Below are 16,527 nucleotides of genomic sequence, written 5' to 3' on the forward strand. Positions count from 1 at the left end.
ATTATACGGGGTCGGCTTCCAACAGCGCGAGAGCCGATTCCCTCGCGCTGCCAAGTGCGGCGTCGGCCAGCAGACCCTCGCCTGTCTGCCAGTCGCCCGCGAGGTACAGACCCGGGCGGCTGTCGACAGCCGTGTTGACGGGCGGTCGACCGGCGAGAGGCAGACTGCCGGCAACGGTCACACGGGGGAGATAGCGGGAGGTCACCACTTCGTCCCGCCAACCGGGTTGGAGGCGGTCGAGAAACGTCTCCAGTCCCTCGCGGTCACGCTTGGCATCCGGCACTTCCGACGCGCTGAAATAGCGAAGGACGTGCAAAACGTGTCCGTCCGATGTCTTCGTCAGTTTCGCCGCGACCGAGTGCACGGAGAAATAAAACGGCTCATCGACACCGAGTGCAAAGTGGACGTCCGGTCTTGGCAAGCGGCGCAACGCCACGTCCAGACTCGCAGCCCGAACCGGCACGATCTCCTTTTTACAAACGGCGTGCCCGACCAGTTCGGCCGTCACATGGGGTGCTACCGTCGACAGCACGGCTTTGGTCGCCAACACCCGGCCATCCCCGAGCGTCACCGTCATCTCTGGAAATGCGCCTTCCACCCGCAAGGCGTGCGCCCCCTGCAGGATCTCCGCTCCAAACTCCCGTGCCCGATCCGCCAGTCGGTCGGTGATCGACTGCCACCCGCCGTCCGGGTAGACAATCCCCTTCGCAGACAATTGCAACTGCCGCAGCATCGCGCCTGCACTCACCCGCTCCGGATCGTGGGAGTAGCTCGACAGCCGCGCCATCATCTCGAAAAACTGCCGGGCTCTCTCATCGCGGACGTTCTTCGCCAACCAGTCGGCAAACGTCATCTCCATCAACGTCTCCGCCTTCACCATCGCAACCTTTGCGAACGTCGCTGCCACCTGCGCTTTTCCCCGCCACGAGAGCAGGTGGGTCGCCAGTACCGCGGGCAACGACTTGGCCTGATAAAATCGCCCGTTCGCCACAAACCCTCCCCGTAGGCTCGGCTTGCCCCCGGTCACCGTCACGCCCAATTCCCGCAATACGCCGCCCCCCGGTCCGTGCAAGTACAACGCATGCGGGCCGAGATTGAACAATGCTCCCTCCTTCTCAACCGTGCCCGCACGCCCGCCGAGTTTCTCCGCTCGCTCCAACACCGCAACCCGCTTGCCCGCCTTTGCCAGATAAGCACCTGCCGCCAATCCCGACAGTCCGCCGCCGATAATCACTGCATCCCACTTTTTACACATCATTTCTCACGCCTCCTAGGTCAGGTTCTACCCTCATGACGAGGGAGAACCCTCCGTTGTGACATGATTTGGTATACGGAGGCTAAATAAAATTTTCCGACTGAAGGCTCAGCCACCCGCTCTCCGCGACTTCATGACCACCCACGATAAATAAAAAAAGTGCGAAGGGATACAAGTTCCCTCGCACTTCTTCTGGTTAAAAATCACCCCTACACCGACCTTCATCAAAAAAAATGCGAAGGCATAAACGCCCTCGCACTTTTTCTTTTCGCCTTACAGCCTTACAGCGATGCGCCCGTTTCCAGCGCGATCTTCAGCATTTGGTTAAACGTCGTTTGACGCTCTTCCGCCGTGGTCTCTTCGCCGGTCAGCAGGTGGTCGCTGACGGTGAGGATCGACAAGGCGCGGCGGCCAAACTTGGCTGCCAGGGTGTACAGCGCCGCCGTCTCCATCTCGACCGCGAGGATGCCCATGTCGCCGAGCGTCTTCACGATGTCCATCGTGTCGGTGTAGAACGTGTCGGCCGTGAAGACCGGGCCGACCTTGACGTTCATGCCCGCTTCGGTCGCCTTGTCATACGCCGCTTTGAGCAGCTCAAAGTTTGCGGTCGGCGCGTAGTCGAGGTCGTGCTTGAAGCGGATGCGGTTGACGTTGGAATCGGTCGACGCGCTCATCGCGATGATCACGTCGCGGATCTTGACATCCTTTTGATACGCGCCGCAAGTGCCGATGCGGATCAAGTTCTTGACGCCGTACGAGTTGATCAACTCGTGGACGTAGATCGAGATCGACGGGATGCCCATCCCGGTGCCTTGCACGGAGATGCGCTGCCCGTTATAGGTGCCGGTAAAGCCGAGCATACCCCGGACTTCGTTGTAGCACTCGACGTTCTCCAGGTAGGTCTCTGCGATATACTTCGCACGCAGCGGGTCCCCCGGCAGCAAAATGGTTTCTGCGATTTGGCCTTCTTTGGCTCCGATATGTACGCTCATGCTGATCGTTCCTCCTCGATGGTTCGCAGTCTCTTTTCAGTCTACCCTTTCAGGGTCGGATTCTTGAGACCGTTTTCCAGTTTTTCAATCGTTTTCTCCACGCGGGCGGACCGTGTCTCGTCCCGCTTTGCCGACGTGATCCACTCGACGTACGCCTTTTTGTTGGAGTAGGCGATGGACTCGTAAAACTCCAGTGCCTTGGGATGCGCAGCAAACGCCGCTGCGAGATCGTCCGGCACGGTCACCGTGCGCTCCGCCAGCTCTTCCTTGGACAGCTTGGGCCGTGCCGACGGGGGTGTTCGCTCCCGCACGCCGGACAGTGCGATCGGACGCAGACGCATCGCCGACCACGTCTCATCCACCGAGACGATGGCGATGCCGTCCCACCCAGACGCCCGCAACTGCTCCCAGCCGTGGTCGCGGGAGATGTCCGTCTTGATCTTGCTGCTCTTCTTCGGATAGACGATCCACAGCAGGCCGTCATACGTCACCGCCGCAATCGCCTTCGGACCCCACTCATCCAGTTCCGCCTGATCGCGGACGAACACTTGCACATACTCGAACGGACCTGCCGTCATGTCGTCTGTAAACTCCATGCCTTCCGGAAGCGGCGTCATCAACTCTGTAAATTCGTCAGGGGCGTTGCACAACAACAGCTTCCCCTGCGGCATCCGCAATTTTTTCATCAATCCCGCATCCATCTTGACGACATCCTCTCCAAGATTTTCTTGCATGGGTAACTTTCAGTATCGCATATCCGAACAGACTGCGCCAGCCAGTTATTTCCCGTACAAGTTCAACAAGGCGGCGACAATCGGCGGCCAAGCTTCCGATGCCGGGTCGATCACTTTAAAATGCTCCACGTCCGCCAGTTCGATCCATTCGACCTGATCCCCCGCCGCGACCGCCTGCTCCCGATACGACGAGCTGAGCACGGGCGGCACATCGACGTCATCCAGCCCGTGGATCAACGCTTGCGGCACACCGAGCGGCAACAGTTGTGCAGGCGAGGCGAGCGCATACCGCTCCGGCACCTCATCCGGCGTCCCGCCGAGGAAGCCGACGACCGGGCTCTCCACCTGCCGCACTTCCCACATCAGATGCAGGTCGTTGGCCCCGGCCAGCGATACCGCCCCGTGGATCGGCAGCGGATCGGCCGCCGACACGACGCTGCCCGCCGGCAACCGGTGCCGTCCCGCCGTCCACAGCGCGAGATGTCCGCCGGCCGAGTGGCCGATGGTGTAGACATGCCCGAGGTCGAGCCGGTACTCGTCGGCGATCTCCCGCAGATGATCGACCGCACGTCCCACGTCGATCAGCGTGCCCGGATACCCGCCGCCCTCGTGACCGACCCGGCTGTACTCGATGTTCCACGTCGCAAAGCCTCTCTCCGCCAGATCATCGCTCATCGCGTCCATCAGATCCAGCCCGTACTGCGCCTTCCAAAATCCGCCGTGTATCACGATCACCACCGGATGCAGTTGCTCACACTTCGGCAACCGCAGATCGGCAAAATGATGTTCCCCCGTCCCGTATCGAATGCGAATCGGCTTGCCCATCGCGCTCATCTCCTCTGTCCCTTTTCCCTCAATATAACAAAAAGAGAGCCGCCGTATCAGCCCTCTTCTGTCAAAGTCCTGCGAACTTTTTGATACCCGACCCACATCGCCGCCCGCCACGGCGCCATCATCCCGTAGGCGAGCACAAACAAGACCGAGCCGGTCTGAGCCAGCGACAGATACTGCCCCACCGCTTCATGCAGCACGATCCGCAGCGCAAACAGCCCGATCAACACCAGCAGAAACGCCTTCGACCGCTGCAGATACACCTCCCCGTCCCGCACTTCAAACCGCGACGTGCGGATCAACGGCAGGGACAGCAGCAGGCCCGCCGCAAAGGCAGCCAGCGCAATCCGCAGATCGAACCGCATCCACGGCATGGCAAACATCAAAAATCCGGTCGACATCCCGAGCGGCGGCATCACGATCTTCTTCCTGCTGGCGGGCTTCTCCGCCGCCTTCACCCGCAACCGCATCACGAGCAGCGCCATCCCGGCCGAACCGACCATCAGAAGCGTCCGCAGATGGGCCGCGCTCAGATGGAACCAGCCCGAACTATGCAAATGAGCCATCCGTCTCCCCTCCTGCGTCTTTCTTGCTCACGACGTTTTCCTTTTTCAGTATCCCTTCCGACAGACCGCACCATGCAAATCGACAAAATGAGTTCAAATTCGTTATCATTTTCATAAAAATTAACCTTTGCAATATTGCGCTAACAAGTAAAACGTGATACCATTTTGCATGTGAAAGATACATTTTAATCATAATTTTTACACATAGAAGGAGGAAGTATCCATGCAAGAACAACAACTGAAAGCCGAACTGAAAACGATCATCGCAGAGATCATCGAGGTGGACGAGTTTGGCGATGACGAAAACTTTGTCCGTGATCTGGGTGTCGATTCGATGATGGCGCTGGAAATCGTTGCGCGCATCGAGAAAAACTACCGCATCCGCATCCCGGAAGAGTTCCTGCCGGAGATCAAGACCCTGACCGACGTCACCCGCGTCGTCACAAACGTCATGCAACCGATCAACGGCTAATCCCGCCGAGCAAAGGGGCAGACCTGATATGTCGAAACGTTTGGGTTCACACGCCATCGTCATCGGCGGCAGCATCGCGGGCATGTTCACCGCGCGCGCGCTGTCGGATCACTATGACAAGGTCACCATCCTCGACCGCGACGAGTTCCCGGCCGAGCCGATCCACCGCAAAGGCGCACCGCAGGGCTACCAATCTCACGTCTTGCTCAAAGGCGGCGAACTGGTGACCGAAAAGTTTTTCCCGGGCTTCTATGACGAACTGACCGGTCTCGTGCCGGTGATCGATTCCAAGGACGTCGCGTGGTACCACTACGGCGTATGGCGTCTGCGGTTAAAGACCGGGATGAAGAAATATCTGATGACCCGCCCGTTCCTGGAATTCCACATCCGTCGCCGCACGCAGCAGATCGAAAACATCGAGTTCCTGCAAAACGTCGACGTTCTGCACTTGTTGGCCACCGAAGGCAACACCAAGGTGACCGGGGTGAAAGTCGAGCATCGTGGCGATTCGACCGCTCCGAGCGAACTGCTCGCCGATTTGGTCGTCGACTGCGGCGGTCGCGGCTCGTCCGCACCGAAGTTCCTCGAACAACTCGGCTACTCCCGTCCGGAGGAGACGACGATCAAGATCGACATCGGCTACTCATCCCGCCTGTACAAGATGCCGGAGGGTCTTCAGATGGACTGGCAGTACATCCTGATCTATCCGAAGCCGCCGCACGGCACCCGCATCGGCATCGCCAACACCTGCGAGGACGGCAAGATCATCCTCTCGCTGGCCGGTTGCGCGGGCGACTATCCGCCGACCGACGAAGAAGGATTTATGGAATACCTCAAGAGTATTCCGCAAAAGGATCTCTACGACGTGATCAAGCAGTGTGAGCCCGCTTCGGAGATCAAATCGCACCGCCTGCCGTCCTCCCTGCGCCGTCATTATGAATCGATGACCGCCTTCCCGGAGAACTATCTCGTGCTCGGCGACGCGGTCTGCTCGGTCAACCCGGTCTTCGGACAAGGCATGAGCATCTCGACGATGAGCGCCAACGCTCTGAAAGAATCGCTGGATGAGTATGCCGCTGCCGGTGGCCGCGATTTCCACGCGATGCGCAAAAACTTCTACACCCGCGCCACCGATATCATCAACCTCGCGTGGAACTGGGCGGTCGCGGAGGACTTCCGCTACCCGAACGTCGAAGGCAAAAAACCGCCGTTCACCGGTCTGCAAAACTGGTACCTCGGCAACCTGTTCGAACTGGCCGCGTCCAACAAGCGGATCTACTTCCAGGTCAACATGGTGCTCAACCTCGTCGCCAAACCGCGCACGCTGCTGCAGCCGTACATCCTCTGGCAGGTCGTGCGCAAAACGCTCGGCTTCCAAGACAAAGGCATGCGCACGATGGGCAACGGACATCCGATCGACGCGTAGTCTTATCTGGTAAGCGAGCGTTACTCAGGAGGGAGGAAGTCACCATGATCCTGCAAAAACTCCCGTGGGCCGGTGTGCTGATCGAGCAGGACAGCACCCGCGTGCTGATCGACCCCATCGGGCAGACCACGCCGCAGATGGAACTGATGGGCGAACCGCGTCAACCGCTGGTGCCGCTCACGGAGCTCCAAGGAGTGGCGGCGGTGCTGATCACACATTTGCACGATGACCATTTTGACGCGGCTTCGATCAAAAGCGCGTACGGTGCCGACATCCCGGTCTTCGTGCCGGAGCGGTCGGCCAGGTATGCAGAGAAGAGCGGGCTGACGAACGTCATCGGCGTCCGGGAAGGCGATTCTCATGAGATCGGCTCCCTGACGGTGACAGCGACGCACTCGATGGACGGATTTGGATTCCCGCAGGTGTCCTACGTCGTCGAAGGCGGCGGCAAGCGAGTCCTGCACAGCGGCGACACGATCTGGCACGGCTATTGGTGGAAGATCGCCAAGTACCATCGCCCCGACGTCGTCTGCCTGCCGTGCAACGGCCCGCTCTGCGACTATCCCGACTTTGCCCCGTCTCACCTCGTACCGGCCGCGCTCACCCCGGAGCAGGCGGTCGAGGCGGCGCACGTGTTGCAAGCCGGGACGCTGGTGCCGATCCACTACGACACGTTTTACCTCGAGCCGTACTACGTGCAGGCACCCGATCTGCTCCCGCGCTTGCAAAGCCACGCCTCCGCACGCGGAGTCAACCTGCATGTGATGCAGACGCACGACCAATTGATCGTCTAAATAAGAAAAAACCTCGGAGATCTCCGAGGTTTTTTGTGTTTGAAACGACGTTACACCGTCCACTTGATCAACGCGCCGGCATGCACCAGCCCGCCGCCAAATCCGTAGAGGAGCATCGTGTCGCCTTTTTTGATCTTGCCTTCCTGCAGGGCGATGTCGATCGACAGCGGGATCGTCGCGGAGGACGTGTTGCCGAAATACTCGACCGAGTTGAGCGTCTGTTCCAACGGATACTGGAGACGTTCGCACACCGACTCGATGATCCGCAGGTTGGCGCTGTGCGGCACAAACCAGTCGACCTCCGACAAGGAGTGGCCGTCCCGCTCCAGCCATTTCGGGATCTCGCGGGTGAGCGTGGACACCGCCCACTTGTACACTTCGCGGCCGTTCTGCACGATGTTGCCGTTGCCGATCAGTTCGACGCCGTCCATCGTCGTGGAGGTGCCGCTTCTGTACAGCGATTTGCCGCCCTCGCCTTCCGACCCGACGTGGGCGGAGAGGAAGCTCGGCTCGTGTTCATCGTATTCGACCAGCATCGCCCCTGCCCCGTCCCCGAACAAAATGCAGGTTGAGCGGTCGCTGTAGTCGGTCACTTTCGACAGCGTCTCCGCACCGAGCACGAGAATTTTTTTATGCAGGCCGGTCGTCACCAGCGAGTTGGCCAGATGCAGCGCGTAGACAAATCCGGCACAGGCCGCCTGCAGATCGATCGCCCCCGCATGCGGGATGCCAAGCCGTGACTGCACCTGCGAGGAGACGCTCGGCAGCGGGTAGTCGGGCGTGGTCGTCGACACGATGATAAAGTCGACGTCCTCCAGCACGACTCCGTGACGCTCCGCCAGATTGCGGGCTGCATGGACGCACAGGTCGGACGTATATTCCTGATCGGCGGCGATCCGACGCTCCCGGATGCCTGTCCGCTGGACGATCCATTCATCGTTGGTTTCGACCGTCTGCTCCAGATCTTTGTTGGTCAATCTCTTCTCCGGGGTATACACTCCAAGCGCGGTGATGCGAGCGCGTGATTTCAGTTCCTGAGTCGGCAACATGTTGACCCCCCTGTTAGATACGGTAGTAGGACAGGTATATTCACGCCCCTGAGGGAACAGAACTCGTCCATGTCATCCTACCAGTATGGTAAACTTTTCATGGTTTGAATCTTTCTTTGAAAAGAATACCCGATCTTAGTTTTTTAGTAAACAGGGGTCCTGCAACGCGGCAAAGCTATCTTTTCTTCAAATACTGTCTGTCGGTCATAAACAGTTTCCAGAAGTACAGAAAGCCGGGCGTCAGGATCGCAAATCCGACGAGATAGGAAATGAACAAGGCATGAAACGTGCTCTCCGCCGTAAACCCGCTCTCGATCGTCACCCCCGGATAGACCAGATACGGCAGATGCGCCCGTCCGTATCCCGTCGCTGCCAGCAGGTACTGCGTGACGACGGCAAGCGTTGCCAAGCGGGGCTTTTTCACATAGACCGCCCAGTAGCCGAGGGCAAAGGCGACGACGGAGGCGAGAATCCACGATTGGTTCGCAAACAGATTTTCATACATCCACGGAGCATCGAACTGCATCGTCACCACCACCGCCACCGAAGACAGCAGCGTGATCGGTCCGAGGATCAACGCGTCGCGGCGATAGACGCGGTACGCCTCGTGATCCTCCGATACATGGGCATAGTCGGACAAGAGCAGCGACGAGAGAAACAAGGTCGACGTCACCGCAAAGGCGATGTAGGCATACGTGCTCGACGAGGCGAGCAGTTCGCCCCAGAGCAAACGCTCCACCCCGCCGGACGTGTCGATCATGTCCCCGTAGGTGATCGGCAGGACGAGGATCAGCAGCGCCGGTATGAAGATGCCGGTCAGCCCGCTGATCAGGATCAGCGTCTTTTTGTAGCGGTCGACCGAGTGCGAGTAGACGAGAAACGCGCTTCGTACCGCAAGCAACAACACGCCGATGGAGAACGGCACGAGCAGCACCGCCCCCAGCACCCGCGTCACACCGGGGAAAAACGACACCAGCCCGACGACGACCAGCACGATAAACGTATTGGTCAGCTCCCACGACGGGGAGAGGTAGCGGTTGGCGATGCGGGACATGTTGTTCTTTTTGCGATTGCGGTAGAAAAACGACCAAAACCCGGCCCCAAAATCGATGGCAGCCGCAATGGCGTAGACAAAGACGAACAGCCAGATCAGCGTGACGGCGATGATTTCATCCGTGACAGTCATGTTCATAGGTCAGCGAGCTCCTTTTCCAACGGATGTCGATTGAAATAGTAGCGGAGCACGGCGACCACCGACACACAGAGAAACACATAGATCGCGGTGAACAGCACGAACAGCATCCCGAGGTTGGTGGCGGAGGTGGTCGCATCGGCGGTGCGCATGATCCGGTAGATGATCCACGGCTGTCGGCCCGTGCAGGAAAAGATCCAGCCAAACTCAATCGCCAGCATCGCGAGCGGCCCCGCCGTGACAAAGCCCCACATCATCCAGCTGGGAAACACATCGCGTTTTAAGATGCGCTTCCAGCCAAATCCGACCACCGACATCGCCGTCAGCAGCCCGCCGATCAGCACCATGCCGTTGAACAGCGTGTGGATAAACAACGGTGGCCACTCATCCCGCGGCCACGTGTTCAGCCCGCGCACCTCGGTGTCAAAGCGGTTGCCGGAGAGGAACGACAGCGCCCACGGGATGTGGATGGCGTTTTTCACCTCCAGCGTCTCCCGGTCGAGCGTGCCGCCGATCAAAAGCGGCGCATACGTCTCCGTCTCAAACAGCCATTCGGCAGCGGCGAGTTTTTCCGGCTGGTCGTGGTAGAGATGTTGGGCGGAGTCGTGCCCGTTGAACGCGGTCAGGATCGAAAACACGCCGCCGACGACCAGTCCGAGCATCATCGCCTTGCGGTGAAACGCGTAGAGGCGCATGTCCTTTTTCTTCATTCGCAGCATCTTCCACGCCGCGATGGAGGCGATGGTAAACGCCCCCGTCATCCACGCGGACACCATGACGTGGGTGGCTGTGACCGGAAAGCTGCGATTGAAAAACGCATCCCACGGCCGCACGTCGACCACCTCGCCGTTGACCATGCGAAACCCTTCCGGCGTCGCTTCAAACGCGTGGACGTTGGTGATCAGCACCGCCGACAACACCGCGCCAAACGCGACCAACGCCACGGAGACGATCCGCATCGTCGGAGAGAGCCGGTCGTACGCGTACACGTAGATCGACATGAACAGCGCCTCCAAAAGAAACGCAAAGATCTCGATCTGAAACGGCAGCGCGATGACCTTCCCCACCACCTCCATAAACTCCGGCCACAGCAAAGAAAGCTGCACCGCCGCAATCGTCCCGGTCGGGATGCCCACCCCGAGCAACACGGCAAACCCCTTCGTCCACCGCATCGCCATCGTGGTGTAGTCCGGGTCTTTCGTCTGCAATTTCATCACTTCCGCAAACAGGATCATCAACGGAATGCCCACCCCGAGCGTCGCAAAGATAATATGAAAGCCCATTGTCGTGCCAAATAACGAACGCGCGATGACGACCTGATCCATGTTCCGCATCTCCTCCTTTGATGGTTAACATTCCCTAAGAAGCAGAAATAACCCATGCAGGACACAAAGAAAAAAGAGCGGCCGATCACTCGGCAGCTCTTTTCTAAAGGGACGTTTGCATCGCTCGGCTGTTCCGCCACATCTCGTACCACTCGACGACCGCCTCAGGCATCTCGACACCGAGTTCCTGCTCGAAGGCGTGCTCCAACCGGTGGTAGCACTCCTGCACTTTGTCGATGCGTCCGGCCGCCTCATACAGGCGCAACAGCGTCAAGCCGTCTTCCTCCTCATACGGATCGACAGCCTGCACGCGCTCATACAGGTCGGCCGCCTCTGCCTGCATGCCGTCGGTCTGCGCATAGACCTGAGCCACCGCACGCGCTTCCTCCATCCACAGCCTGCGCAGCCGCTCCCGCTCCTGTTCCGCCCACAGATAACCGTGCTCCTGCAGATAGTCTCCTTCATACTGCCTCACCAGCCGGGCCATCTCCTCCGAGCCGCTCTCGGCCAGTTTCACAGCCCGCTCCCATTCCTCGGTGTCGAGGCGCACGTTGAACGCGTCCAGCACATACCCCTCCTGGATGCTGGAGTTTCGGATCGTCACATCGATCTTCATCTTTGTCAGGCACTGGCGGACCTGGTAGATCGTCGCGTACAGTTGCTTCATCGCTCGCTTTTCGTCCAGTTCCGGCCACAGCATCTCCATCAGCACGCCTTTGCGCACGACCTCACCGCGCCGGTGGAGCAGATAGGCAAACAGCTCTTGCGCCTTCGCCGTGCGCCATTTCGGCACTTCCGGGGCTTGTCCGTCCCGCTGGAAGCGGATCGATTGAAAGCAGAGGACGTCCCCCTTGCGCACCGGTGCGTGCGCCGTCCCCCCCCTCGCCATCCACCGTTTCAACAGCCGCTGCACCGTCTTTTCCAAACGGGACCGATGCAACGGCTTGAGCAGATAGTCGAGGGCATTCAACTCAAATGCCTGCAGCGCATAGCGGTCATCTGCGGTGACAAACACCAGTTCAGCGGACGGACAGCGCTCCTGCAGCAACTCCGCTGCCAAAATCTCCGGCATGCCCGGCAGCCGCACGTCGAGAAACACTGCGTCCGGCTGCAGTGCGGCCGCCTGCTCCACCGCCTCGACCGGGTCTTGAAACGCACCCACCACCTTCAGCTCCGAATAGTCCTCCAGCATTCGCCGCGTCTGCATCAACTCCAAACGCTCCCCATCGAGCAACAGGACTTTCAACGCCATCTCCCCCCACTTATAAACACTTCTATTCGTAATAATCTAAAAAGTTTTTCTTAACCCATTAACAAATAACTGTTCAAAATTTGTATAGATTCATTATATACAATCTTGTTGATGAAAACAGTCTAATCGTGAAGAAGAAAGGAGAACGCCATGTTGCCGAGATGGATCCGGAGGGACAGCCGGACGATACAGATCCTGCTGTGGCTCCTGTTGTTGACCGGCATCCTCCTGCTCGTTCAGCCCCGGCTGGACGAGCACTTGCAGGAGCGAAAGCAAAACGCCCTGCTCACTCATTGGACGGATGAACATCGCGCTTCTGCTGCGGCGGAGGCGGCTGCCGACCCGGCAGAGGCGACAGACACGGCTTGGCGGGAGATCGACGGAACGCCCGTGCTCGGAACGGTCACCGTCGGCAAGATCGGCCTGCGCGAGCCGTTGCTCAAAGGCGCGGACGAGGCGTCGCTGTCGCTCGGCATCGGCGTGGTGGCCGAGGAGCGATTGCCGGGCGTGGGCACGAACTTTGTGCTGGCCGGCCATCGCAGCTTCACGCCTGGCAAACATTTCAGCCGCCTGAACGAACTGGCGCGCGGTGACGAAGTGACGATCCAAACAGCGTCCGGTACGTTCACGTACATCGTCGAGCGGTCGTTTCTGGTGGAGCCTGACGATCTGAGCGTCCTCGACGCGCCGCCGAACGTCTCCGAACTGACGCTGATCACCTGCGAGCCGATGCGCGATCCGACCCACCGCCTGATCGTGAAAGCTCTGTTGGTCAAAGAAACGAGAGAGGAGCAAACCCTGTGACGAGTAAGACCCGTAACAAACCGATGCTCTTGCTGTGCATCTTCATGCTGATCATCCAACTGCTGATCCCGGCCCAAGCGACGACGGCCGCAGGTGAGGCGGAAGGATTGGTCATGACCTTTGAAGCCAGCAAAACGGAAGTGAGCGCCGGCGAGGTGTTCAGCTACATCATCAACTACAGCGCCTCCAGCACCGTTTCCAATTTTGCTGATCCAAACATCACCTTCACCTTGCCGGCAGGAGTCACATACGTCGGCAAGTCGGACAGCACCATCACCACATCCACCGTGAAAGACAGCGACCTCGACCCTTCCCGCAAAGAGGTGACGTTCACCTTCAAAGACGGCGTGCTGCCTGCCGGTTCGACCGGTCAGCTGGTGGTGAAGGCCCAGTTTGAAAACTACATCACCCCGGACGGCACCTCTGCGACCGGCTCGGCCACGTTCCACTCGACGGTGGACGGCAATCCGGCCACGCTGGACTCGAACGAAGTGACGGTCACCTCCCGAGCGGCCGCCGAGTGGGGAATTGAAAAGAAAAAGATCCGCCCTGTGCCGGAGCCGTTCAAAGGTTCCGACGTGGAGTACCAGATCTTGCTCAGCGAAAAAGCGGGCTCCACATTCGGCCGCTTGGACAGCAAAAACTTTGTCGTCACCGACACGATGCCGGCCGGAGCTGTGTTTGTCTCCGCCGACAACGGCGGTGTCGCAGGCCCTGGCAACACGGTCGTCTGGAACCTCGGCGACGATCTGCGCGGTTCTAAGCGGCTGTCGGTGATCGTCCACTACCCGGACTCGATCACGGAAACCGAAGTGACCAACGTCGCGGAGGCCGCCTTCACCCCGATCGGCGGCACCCGCACGACCGTGTCGGACGACGTCACGCACGGCTTTGAATCCCTGCCGGCCGACGGCGGTTCCATCATCACCAAATGGGTTAATCCCAACCAGCGCGAGATCTCGCCCGGTCAGCTCGTCAAGTTCTTCCTCGACGATTTTGACAACAACGCCAACATCGCGCTGGACTCGGCGGTCATCACAGACATGACGCCGCAGCAGAGTATCGCGGGCACCCCGGTCGACTTTGAACTGCAAACTGTCGTCACAGCCTCGTATGTCGGAGTTCCCGACTACGACGTCTGGTATACGACGGAGGCCGCTCCGGACGAACCGTCGGACTGGCAGTTCTGGAAAACGGTGAACGCTTCCACCCGCTCGACGCTCGATGCCACCGCAAAAGGCGACGTCAAAGGCGTTCAGTTCCGCTTCGACACGCTGCCGATCAACTTTACGCAGATGAGCACCTACGAGTTGACGTACAAAGTTCCGGACGATCTGGTTGTCCCGGCCGACTCCTATGAGACGGTGAAAAACGTCGTCAACCTCGACTATGTATTCAACGGTACCAACAAATCGGTCGAGAAATACGCCGTCGTTGAAGTCGTCGGCGACCGACCGCTGATCAGGCTGGACAAGATCAGCACCAAAACGACGTTGAAGCCGCAGGAGAGCACCACGTTCAAGCTCACCGCGACGAACATGGCGGCCTACAGCAGCGACGAGTTGGAAAACCCTGTGCTGACCGACGATCTCCCGGCTGAGTTTGAGTACGTGCCGGGCTCTTGGACGATCACCAAACCGGCGGGCATGACGACCGACCCGGATTTCAATCTGGAACCGCAGCCGGACGGCACCACCAAAATGACGTGGTCCTGGAGCGATGCCAACCCGGCCTCCTTGCAGATCGGCGAAGCGTTCACCATCTCGTTTGATGCGAAAATCAAAGCGGGGACCCCGGAAAAGATCGTCAAGAACAAAGTGGCGATCACTTCGCCAAAGTATCTGAACGACATGAAGTTCAGCAACAAAAAATGCCTGAGCTGCCTGCCTGACGGCAGCCAGTACGACATCGAGTCAGACGTGAACGTGACGCTGATCGAAGAAGTCGCCTTGCAAGCGGTGATGTATGTCAAAGGCGAACTGGACAGCGTATGGAGCAAATATCCGGACAGCGGCACGACCGCACCGGGCGGACGCGCGCTCTACCGTCTCGACATCCAAAACGTCGGCAACGTGGCGACCAAAGACTTGGTCATCATCAACACCTTCCCGCGCATCGGCGACCACGCCGTGGTAAACGGCTCCGTCGGGCGTGACAGCAAGTGGGGTCCGCTCCTGACCGGTGCCGTGACGGTGCCCGACTATGTGAGCGTGTTCTACTCGACCACGCCCGACATCACCATGAACGCGACCACCGGCGCGGACAACGGCGTGTGGACGACCGAACCGCCGTCCGACCTGACGAAGGTAACCGCTGTAAAATTTGATTTTGATGACGACTATGTGATCGATCCGCTGAACACCACCACCATCGAGTGGCCGATGGTCGCGCCGGTCGGTGCCCCGACGAGCGGCGAGATCGCGTGGAACTCTTTCGCCTACAAAATGAACAAGACCAGCGGCGCTTCGATCCTCCCGGCTGAACCGCTGAAGGTCGGCATCAAGCTGGCCGCCAGCCCGAAAGCGGAGATCGGCGACACCGTCTGGTTCGACGCAAATGGAAACGGAGTCCAAGACGCATCCGAAACGGGCGTGAACGGCGTCCGGGTCGAGCTGCGCGACGCGCTGGACAACAAAGTGGCCGAAACGCTCACCGGCGACGACTTCTCGGGCAATCCGGGCTCCTATCTGTTCCCGAACCTCGATCCGGGCGACTACACCGTCGTCTTCCAGCCGGGAGCCTCCGTTGGCGTTTTGACCCAAGCCAACCAAGGCGCAGATGACGGCAAAGATTCGGACGCGCTCCCGGCCACCGGCCGCACTGGCGTGATCACGCTGGCCGACGGCGAGCAGAACCACTCGGTCGATGCGGGTCTGGTTCCGAAAAAAGGCTCAATCGGCAACTTTGTCTGGATCGACGCCAACGGCAACGGTCTGCAAGATGACGGGGCCACCGGCATCGGCGGCGTCACCGTCGAGCTGCGCGACGGCTCCGGCACGTTGCTGACCACCGTGAAGACAGCCGCAGACGGCTCCTACCTCTTTGCCAACCTGCTGCCGGGCAACTATCGAGTGAGAGCGGTGCTCCCTTCCATCGCCTACGCGTTCACCGGACCCAAACAGGGTGGCGATACCTCCGTTGACTCCGATGTGGACACGGTCAGCGGACTCTCCGACGTGATCACCCTCGCCCAAGGCGAAGACTATCTGCTGGTCGCCGCCGGACTCGTCAAACTCGACGTCGGATCGATTGGCGACTTTGTCTGGATGGACAGCAACCGCAACGGCTTGCAAGATCCGGGAGAAAAAGGGTTGAACTCGATCCGGGTCCAGCTCTACAACGACCAAAACACTTTGGTCGCCGAGACGGTCACCGCTGACCGTTTGGGCCAGCCGGGCTACTACCTGTTTGACGATTTGGATGCGGGCGACTACTCGGTGAAATTTACCTCGACGCATCCGTTCACCAAAAAACAGACAGGCTCCCAGCCGGAGCAGGACTCCAACGTGGACGCCAAAGGCATGACCGAGGTCATCACCCTGCACCCGGGCGAACACATCGCCACGCTGGACGCAGGCGTCTACCGCGTGCTGGGCACTCCTGACGGGGACGGCACCGAAGAGCCGGGCACAGGTACACCGGGCACTCCGGGCACTCCGGGCATCCCGGGCACTCCGGGCACTCCGGGCACTCCGGGTACACCGGGCACTCCGGGCACTCCGGGCACTCCGGGCACTCCGGGCACTCCGGGCACTCCGGGCACTCCGGGCACTCCGGGCACTCCGGGCACTCCGGGCACTCCGGGCACTCCGGGCACTCCGGGCACGCCGGGCAC

General features: G+C 59.7%; 14 protein-coding genes. 5 read left to right on the top strand and 9 right to left on the bottom strand.

The window, feature by feature from the left end; all coding sequences use genetic code 11:
• Window position 1: 1 nt before the first annotated feature.
• From OS242_RS07100 to OS242_RS07120, 5 genes are all read right to left on the bottom strand, one after another.
• The gene (locus tag OS242_RS07100) at window positions 2-1,258 is read right to left on the bottom strand and encodes a phytoene desaturase family protein (RefSeq protein ID WP_267150957.1); all 1,257 of its coding nucleotides are present in this window, start codon (window positions 1,256-1,258) and stop codon (window positions 2-4) included.
• A gap of 278 nt (window positions 1,259-1,536) precedes the next feature.
• The gene (gene deoD / locus OS242_RS07105) at window positions 1,537-2,247 is read right to left on the bottom strand and encodes a purine-nucleoside phosphorylase (RefSeq protein WP_267150958.1); all 711 of its coding nucleotides are present in this window, start codon (window positions 2,245-2,247) and stop codon (window positions 1,537-1,539) included.
• 41 nt (window positions 2,248-2,288) lie between these two features.
• On the bottom strand, window positions 2,289-2,948 hold the full coding sequence (locus OS242_RS07110; RefSeq protein WP_267150959.1) for a YdeI/OmpD-associated family protein: 660 nt from the start codon (window positions 2,946-2,948) through the stop codon (window positions 2,289-2,291).
• Window positions 2,949-3,026: 78 nt separating this feature from the next.
• On the bottom strand, window positions 3,027-3,806 hold the full coding sequence (locus tag OS242_RS07115) for an alpha/beta hydrolase family protein (RefSeq protein ID WP_267150960.1): 780 nt from the start codon (window positions 3,804-3,806) through the stop codon (window positions 3,027-3,029).
• A 56-nt stretch (window positions 3,807-3,862) separates the two neighbouring features.
• Window positions 3,863-4,378 carry a CcdC family protein gene (locus tag OS242_RS07120; RefSeq protein ID WP_267150961.1) on the bottom strand — a complete coding sequence of 172 codons (516 nt, stop codon included), beginning with the start codon at window positions 4,376-4,378 and terminating at the stop codon, window positions 3,863-3,865.
• Window positions 4,379-4,601: 223 nt separating this feature from the next.
• Here OS242_RS07120 and OS242_RS07125 point away from each other — a divergent pair, with 223 nt between their 5' ends.
• Genes OS242_RS07125 through OS242_RS07135 form a run of 3 tightly spaced genes read left to right on the top strand, consistent with a single transcriptional unit; the run spans window position 4,602 to window position 7,070 of the window.
• Window positions 4,602-4,850 carry an acyl carrier protein gene (locus OS242_RS07125; protein WP_267150962.1) on the top strand — a complete coding sequence of 83 codons (249 nt, stop codon included), beginning with the start codon at window positions 4,602-4,604 and terminating at the stop codon, window positions 4,848-4,850.
• A 28-nt stretch (window positions 4,851-4,878) separates the two neighbouring features.
• A complete protein-coding gene (locus tag OS242_RS07130; protein ID WP_267150963.1) occupies window positions 4,879-6,276 on the top strand; it encodes an NAD(P)/FAD-dependent oxidoreductase in 1,398 nt (465 codons plus the stop codon).
• A gap of 44 nt (window positions 6,277-6,320) precedes the next feature.
• The gene (locus OS242_RS07135) at window positions 6,321-7,070 is read left to right on the top strand and encodes an MBL fold metallo-hydrolase (RefSeq protein ID WP_267150964.1); all 750 of its coding nucleotides are present in this window, start codon (window positions 6,321-6,323) and stop codon (window positions 7,068-7,070) included.
• Window positions 7,071-7,120: 50 nt separating this feature from the next.
• On the opposite strand, the gene OS242_RS07140 is transcribed toward OS242_RS07135, so the two are convergent.
• From OS242_RS07140 to OS242_RS07155, 4 genes are all read right to left on the bottom strand, one after another.
• The gene (locus tag OS242_RS07140) at window positions 7,121-8,119 is read right to left on the bottom strand and encodes a ketoacyl-ACP synthase III (RefSeq protein WP_267150965.1); all 999 of its coding nucleotides are present in this window, start codon (window positions 8,117-8,119) and stop codon (window positions 7,121-7,123) included.
• A gap of 175 nt (window positions 8,120-8,294) precedes the next feature.
• Window positions 8,295-9,311, bottom strand: coding sequence for a cytochrome d ubiquinol oxidase subunit II (locus tag OS242_RS07145; RefSeq protein ID WP_267150966.1), 1,017 nt, complete (start codon window positions 9,309-9,311; stop codon window positions 8,295-8,297).
• Window positions 9,308-10,636, bottom strand: coding sequence for a cytochrome ubiquinol oxidase subunit I (locus OS242_RS07150; protein WP_267150967.1), 1,329 nt, complete (start codon window positions 10,634-10,636; stop codon window positions 9,308-9,310). Before OS242_RS07150 ends, OS242_RS07145 begins: the two co-directional genes overlap by 4 nt.
• A 103-nt stretch (window positions 10,637-10,739) precedes the next feature.
• Window positions 10,740-11,888, bottom strand: a complete 1,149-nt coding sequence (locus tag OS242_RS07155) for a response regulator (protein ID WP_267150968.1) — start codon at window positions 11,886-11,888, stop codon at window positions 10,740-10,742.
• Between the two features lie 153 nt (window positions 11,889-12,041).
• Here OS242_RS07155 and OS242_RS07160 point away from each other — a divergent pair, with 153 nt between their 5' ends.
• Both OS242_RS07160 and OS242_RS07165 read left to right on the top strand, forming a co-directional pair.
• Window positions 12,042-12,692, top strand: a complete 651-nt coding sequence (locus OS242_RS07160) for a class D sortase (protein WP_267150969.1) — start codon at window positions 12,042-12,044, stop codon at window positions 12,690-12,692.
• A partial coding sequence (locus OS242_RS07165; protein WP_267150970.1) for an SdrD B-like domain-containing protein occupies window positions 12,689-16,527 on the top strand: 3,839 nt, incomplete at its 3' end. The genes OS242_RS07160 and OS242_RS07165, both read left to right, overlap by 4 nt.

The organism is Tumebacillus lacus, from assembly GCF_026410385.1.
GTDB lineage: Bacteria > Bacillota > Bacilli > Tumebacillales > Tumebacillaceae > Tumebacillus > Tumebacillus lacus.

Bases quoted from the DNA above. Each gene is read 5' to 3' on its own strand.
- OS242_RS07100 (WP_267150957.1), bottom strand. From the start codon at position 1,258: ATGATGTGTAAAAAGTGGGATGCAGTGATTATCGGCGGCGGACTGTCG.
- deoD (WP_267150958.1), bottom strand. From the start codon at position 2,247: ATGAGCGTACATATCGGAGCCAAAGAAGGCCAAATCGCAGAAACCATT.
- OS242_RS07110 (WP_267150959.1), bottom strand. From the start codon at position 2,948: ATGGATGCGGGATTGATGAAAAAATTGCGGATGCCGCAGGGGAAGCTG.
- OS242_RS07115 (WP_267150960.1), bottom strand. From the start codon at position 3,806: ATGGGCAAGCCGATTCGCATTCGATACGGGACGGGGGAACATCATTTT.
- OS242_RS07120 (WP_267150961.1), bottom strand. From the start codon at position 4,378: ATGGCTCATTTGCATAGTTCGGGCTGGTTCCATCTGAGCGCGGCCCAT.
- OS242_RS07125 (WP_267150962.1), top strand. From the start codon at position 4,602: ATGCAAGAACAACAACTGAAAGCCGAACTGAAAACGATCATCGCAGAG.
- OS242_RS07130 (WP_267150963.1), top strand. From the start codon at position 4,879: ATGTCGAAACGTTTGGGTTCACACGCCATCGTCATCGGCGGCAGCATC.
- OS242_RS07135 (WP_267150964.1), top strand. From the start codon at position 6,321: ATGATCCTGCAAAAACTCCCGTGGGCCGGTGTGCTGATCGAGCAGGAC.
- OS242_RS07140 (WP_267150965.1), bottom strand. From the start codon at position 8,119: ATGTTGCCGACTCAGGAACTGAAATCACGCGCTCGCATCACCGCGCTT.
- OS242_RS07145 (WP_267150966.1), bottom strand. From the start codon at position 9,311: ATGAACATGACTGTCACGGATGAAATCATCGCCGTCACGCTGATCTGG.
- OS242_RS07150 (WP_267150967.1), bottom strand. From the start codon at position 10,636: ATGGATCAGGTCGTCATCGCGCGTTCGTTATTTGGCACGACAATGGGC.
- OS242_RS07155 (WP_267150968.1), bottom strand. From the start codon at position 11,888: ATGGCGTTGAAAGTCCTGTTGCTCGATGGGGAGCGTTTGGAGTTGATG.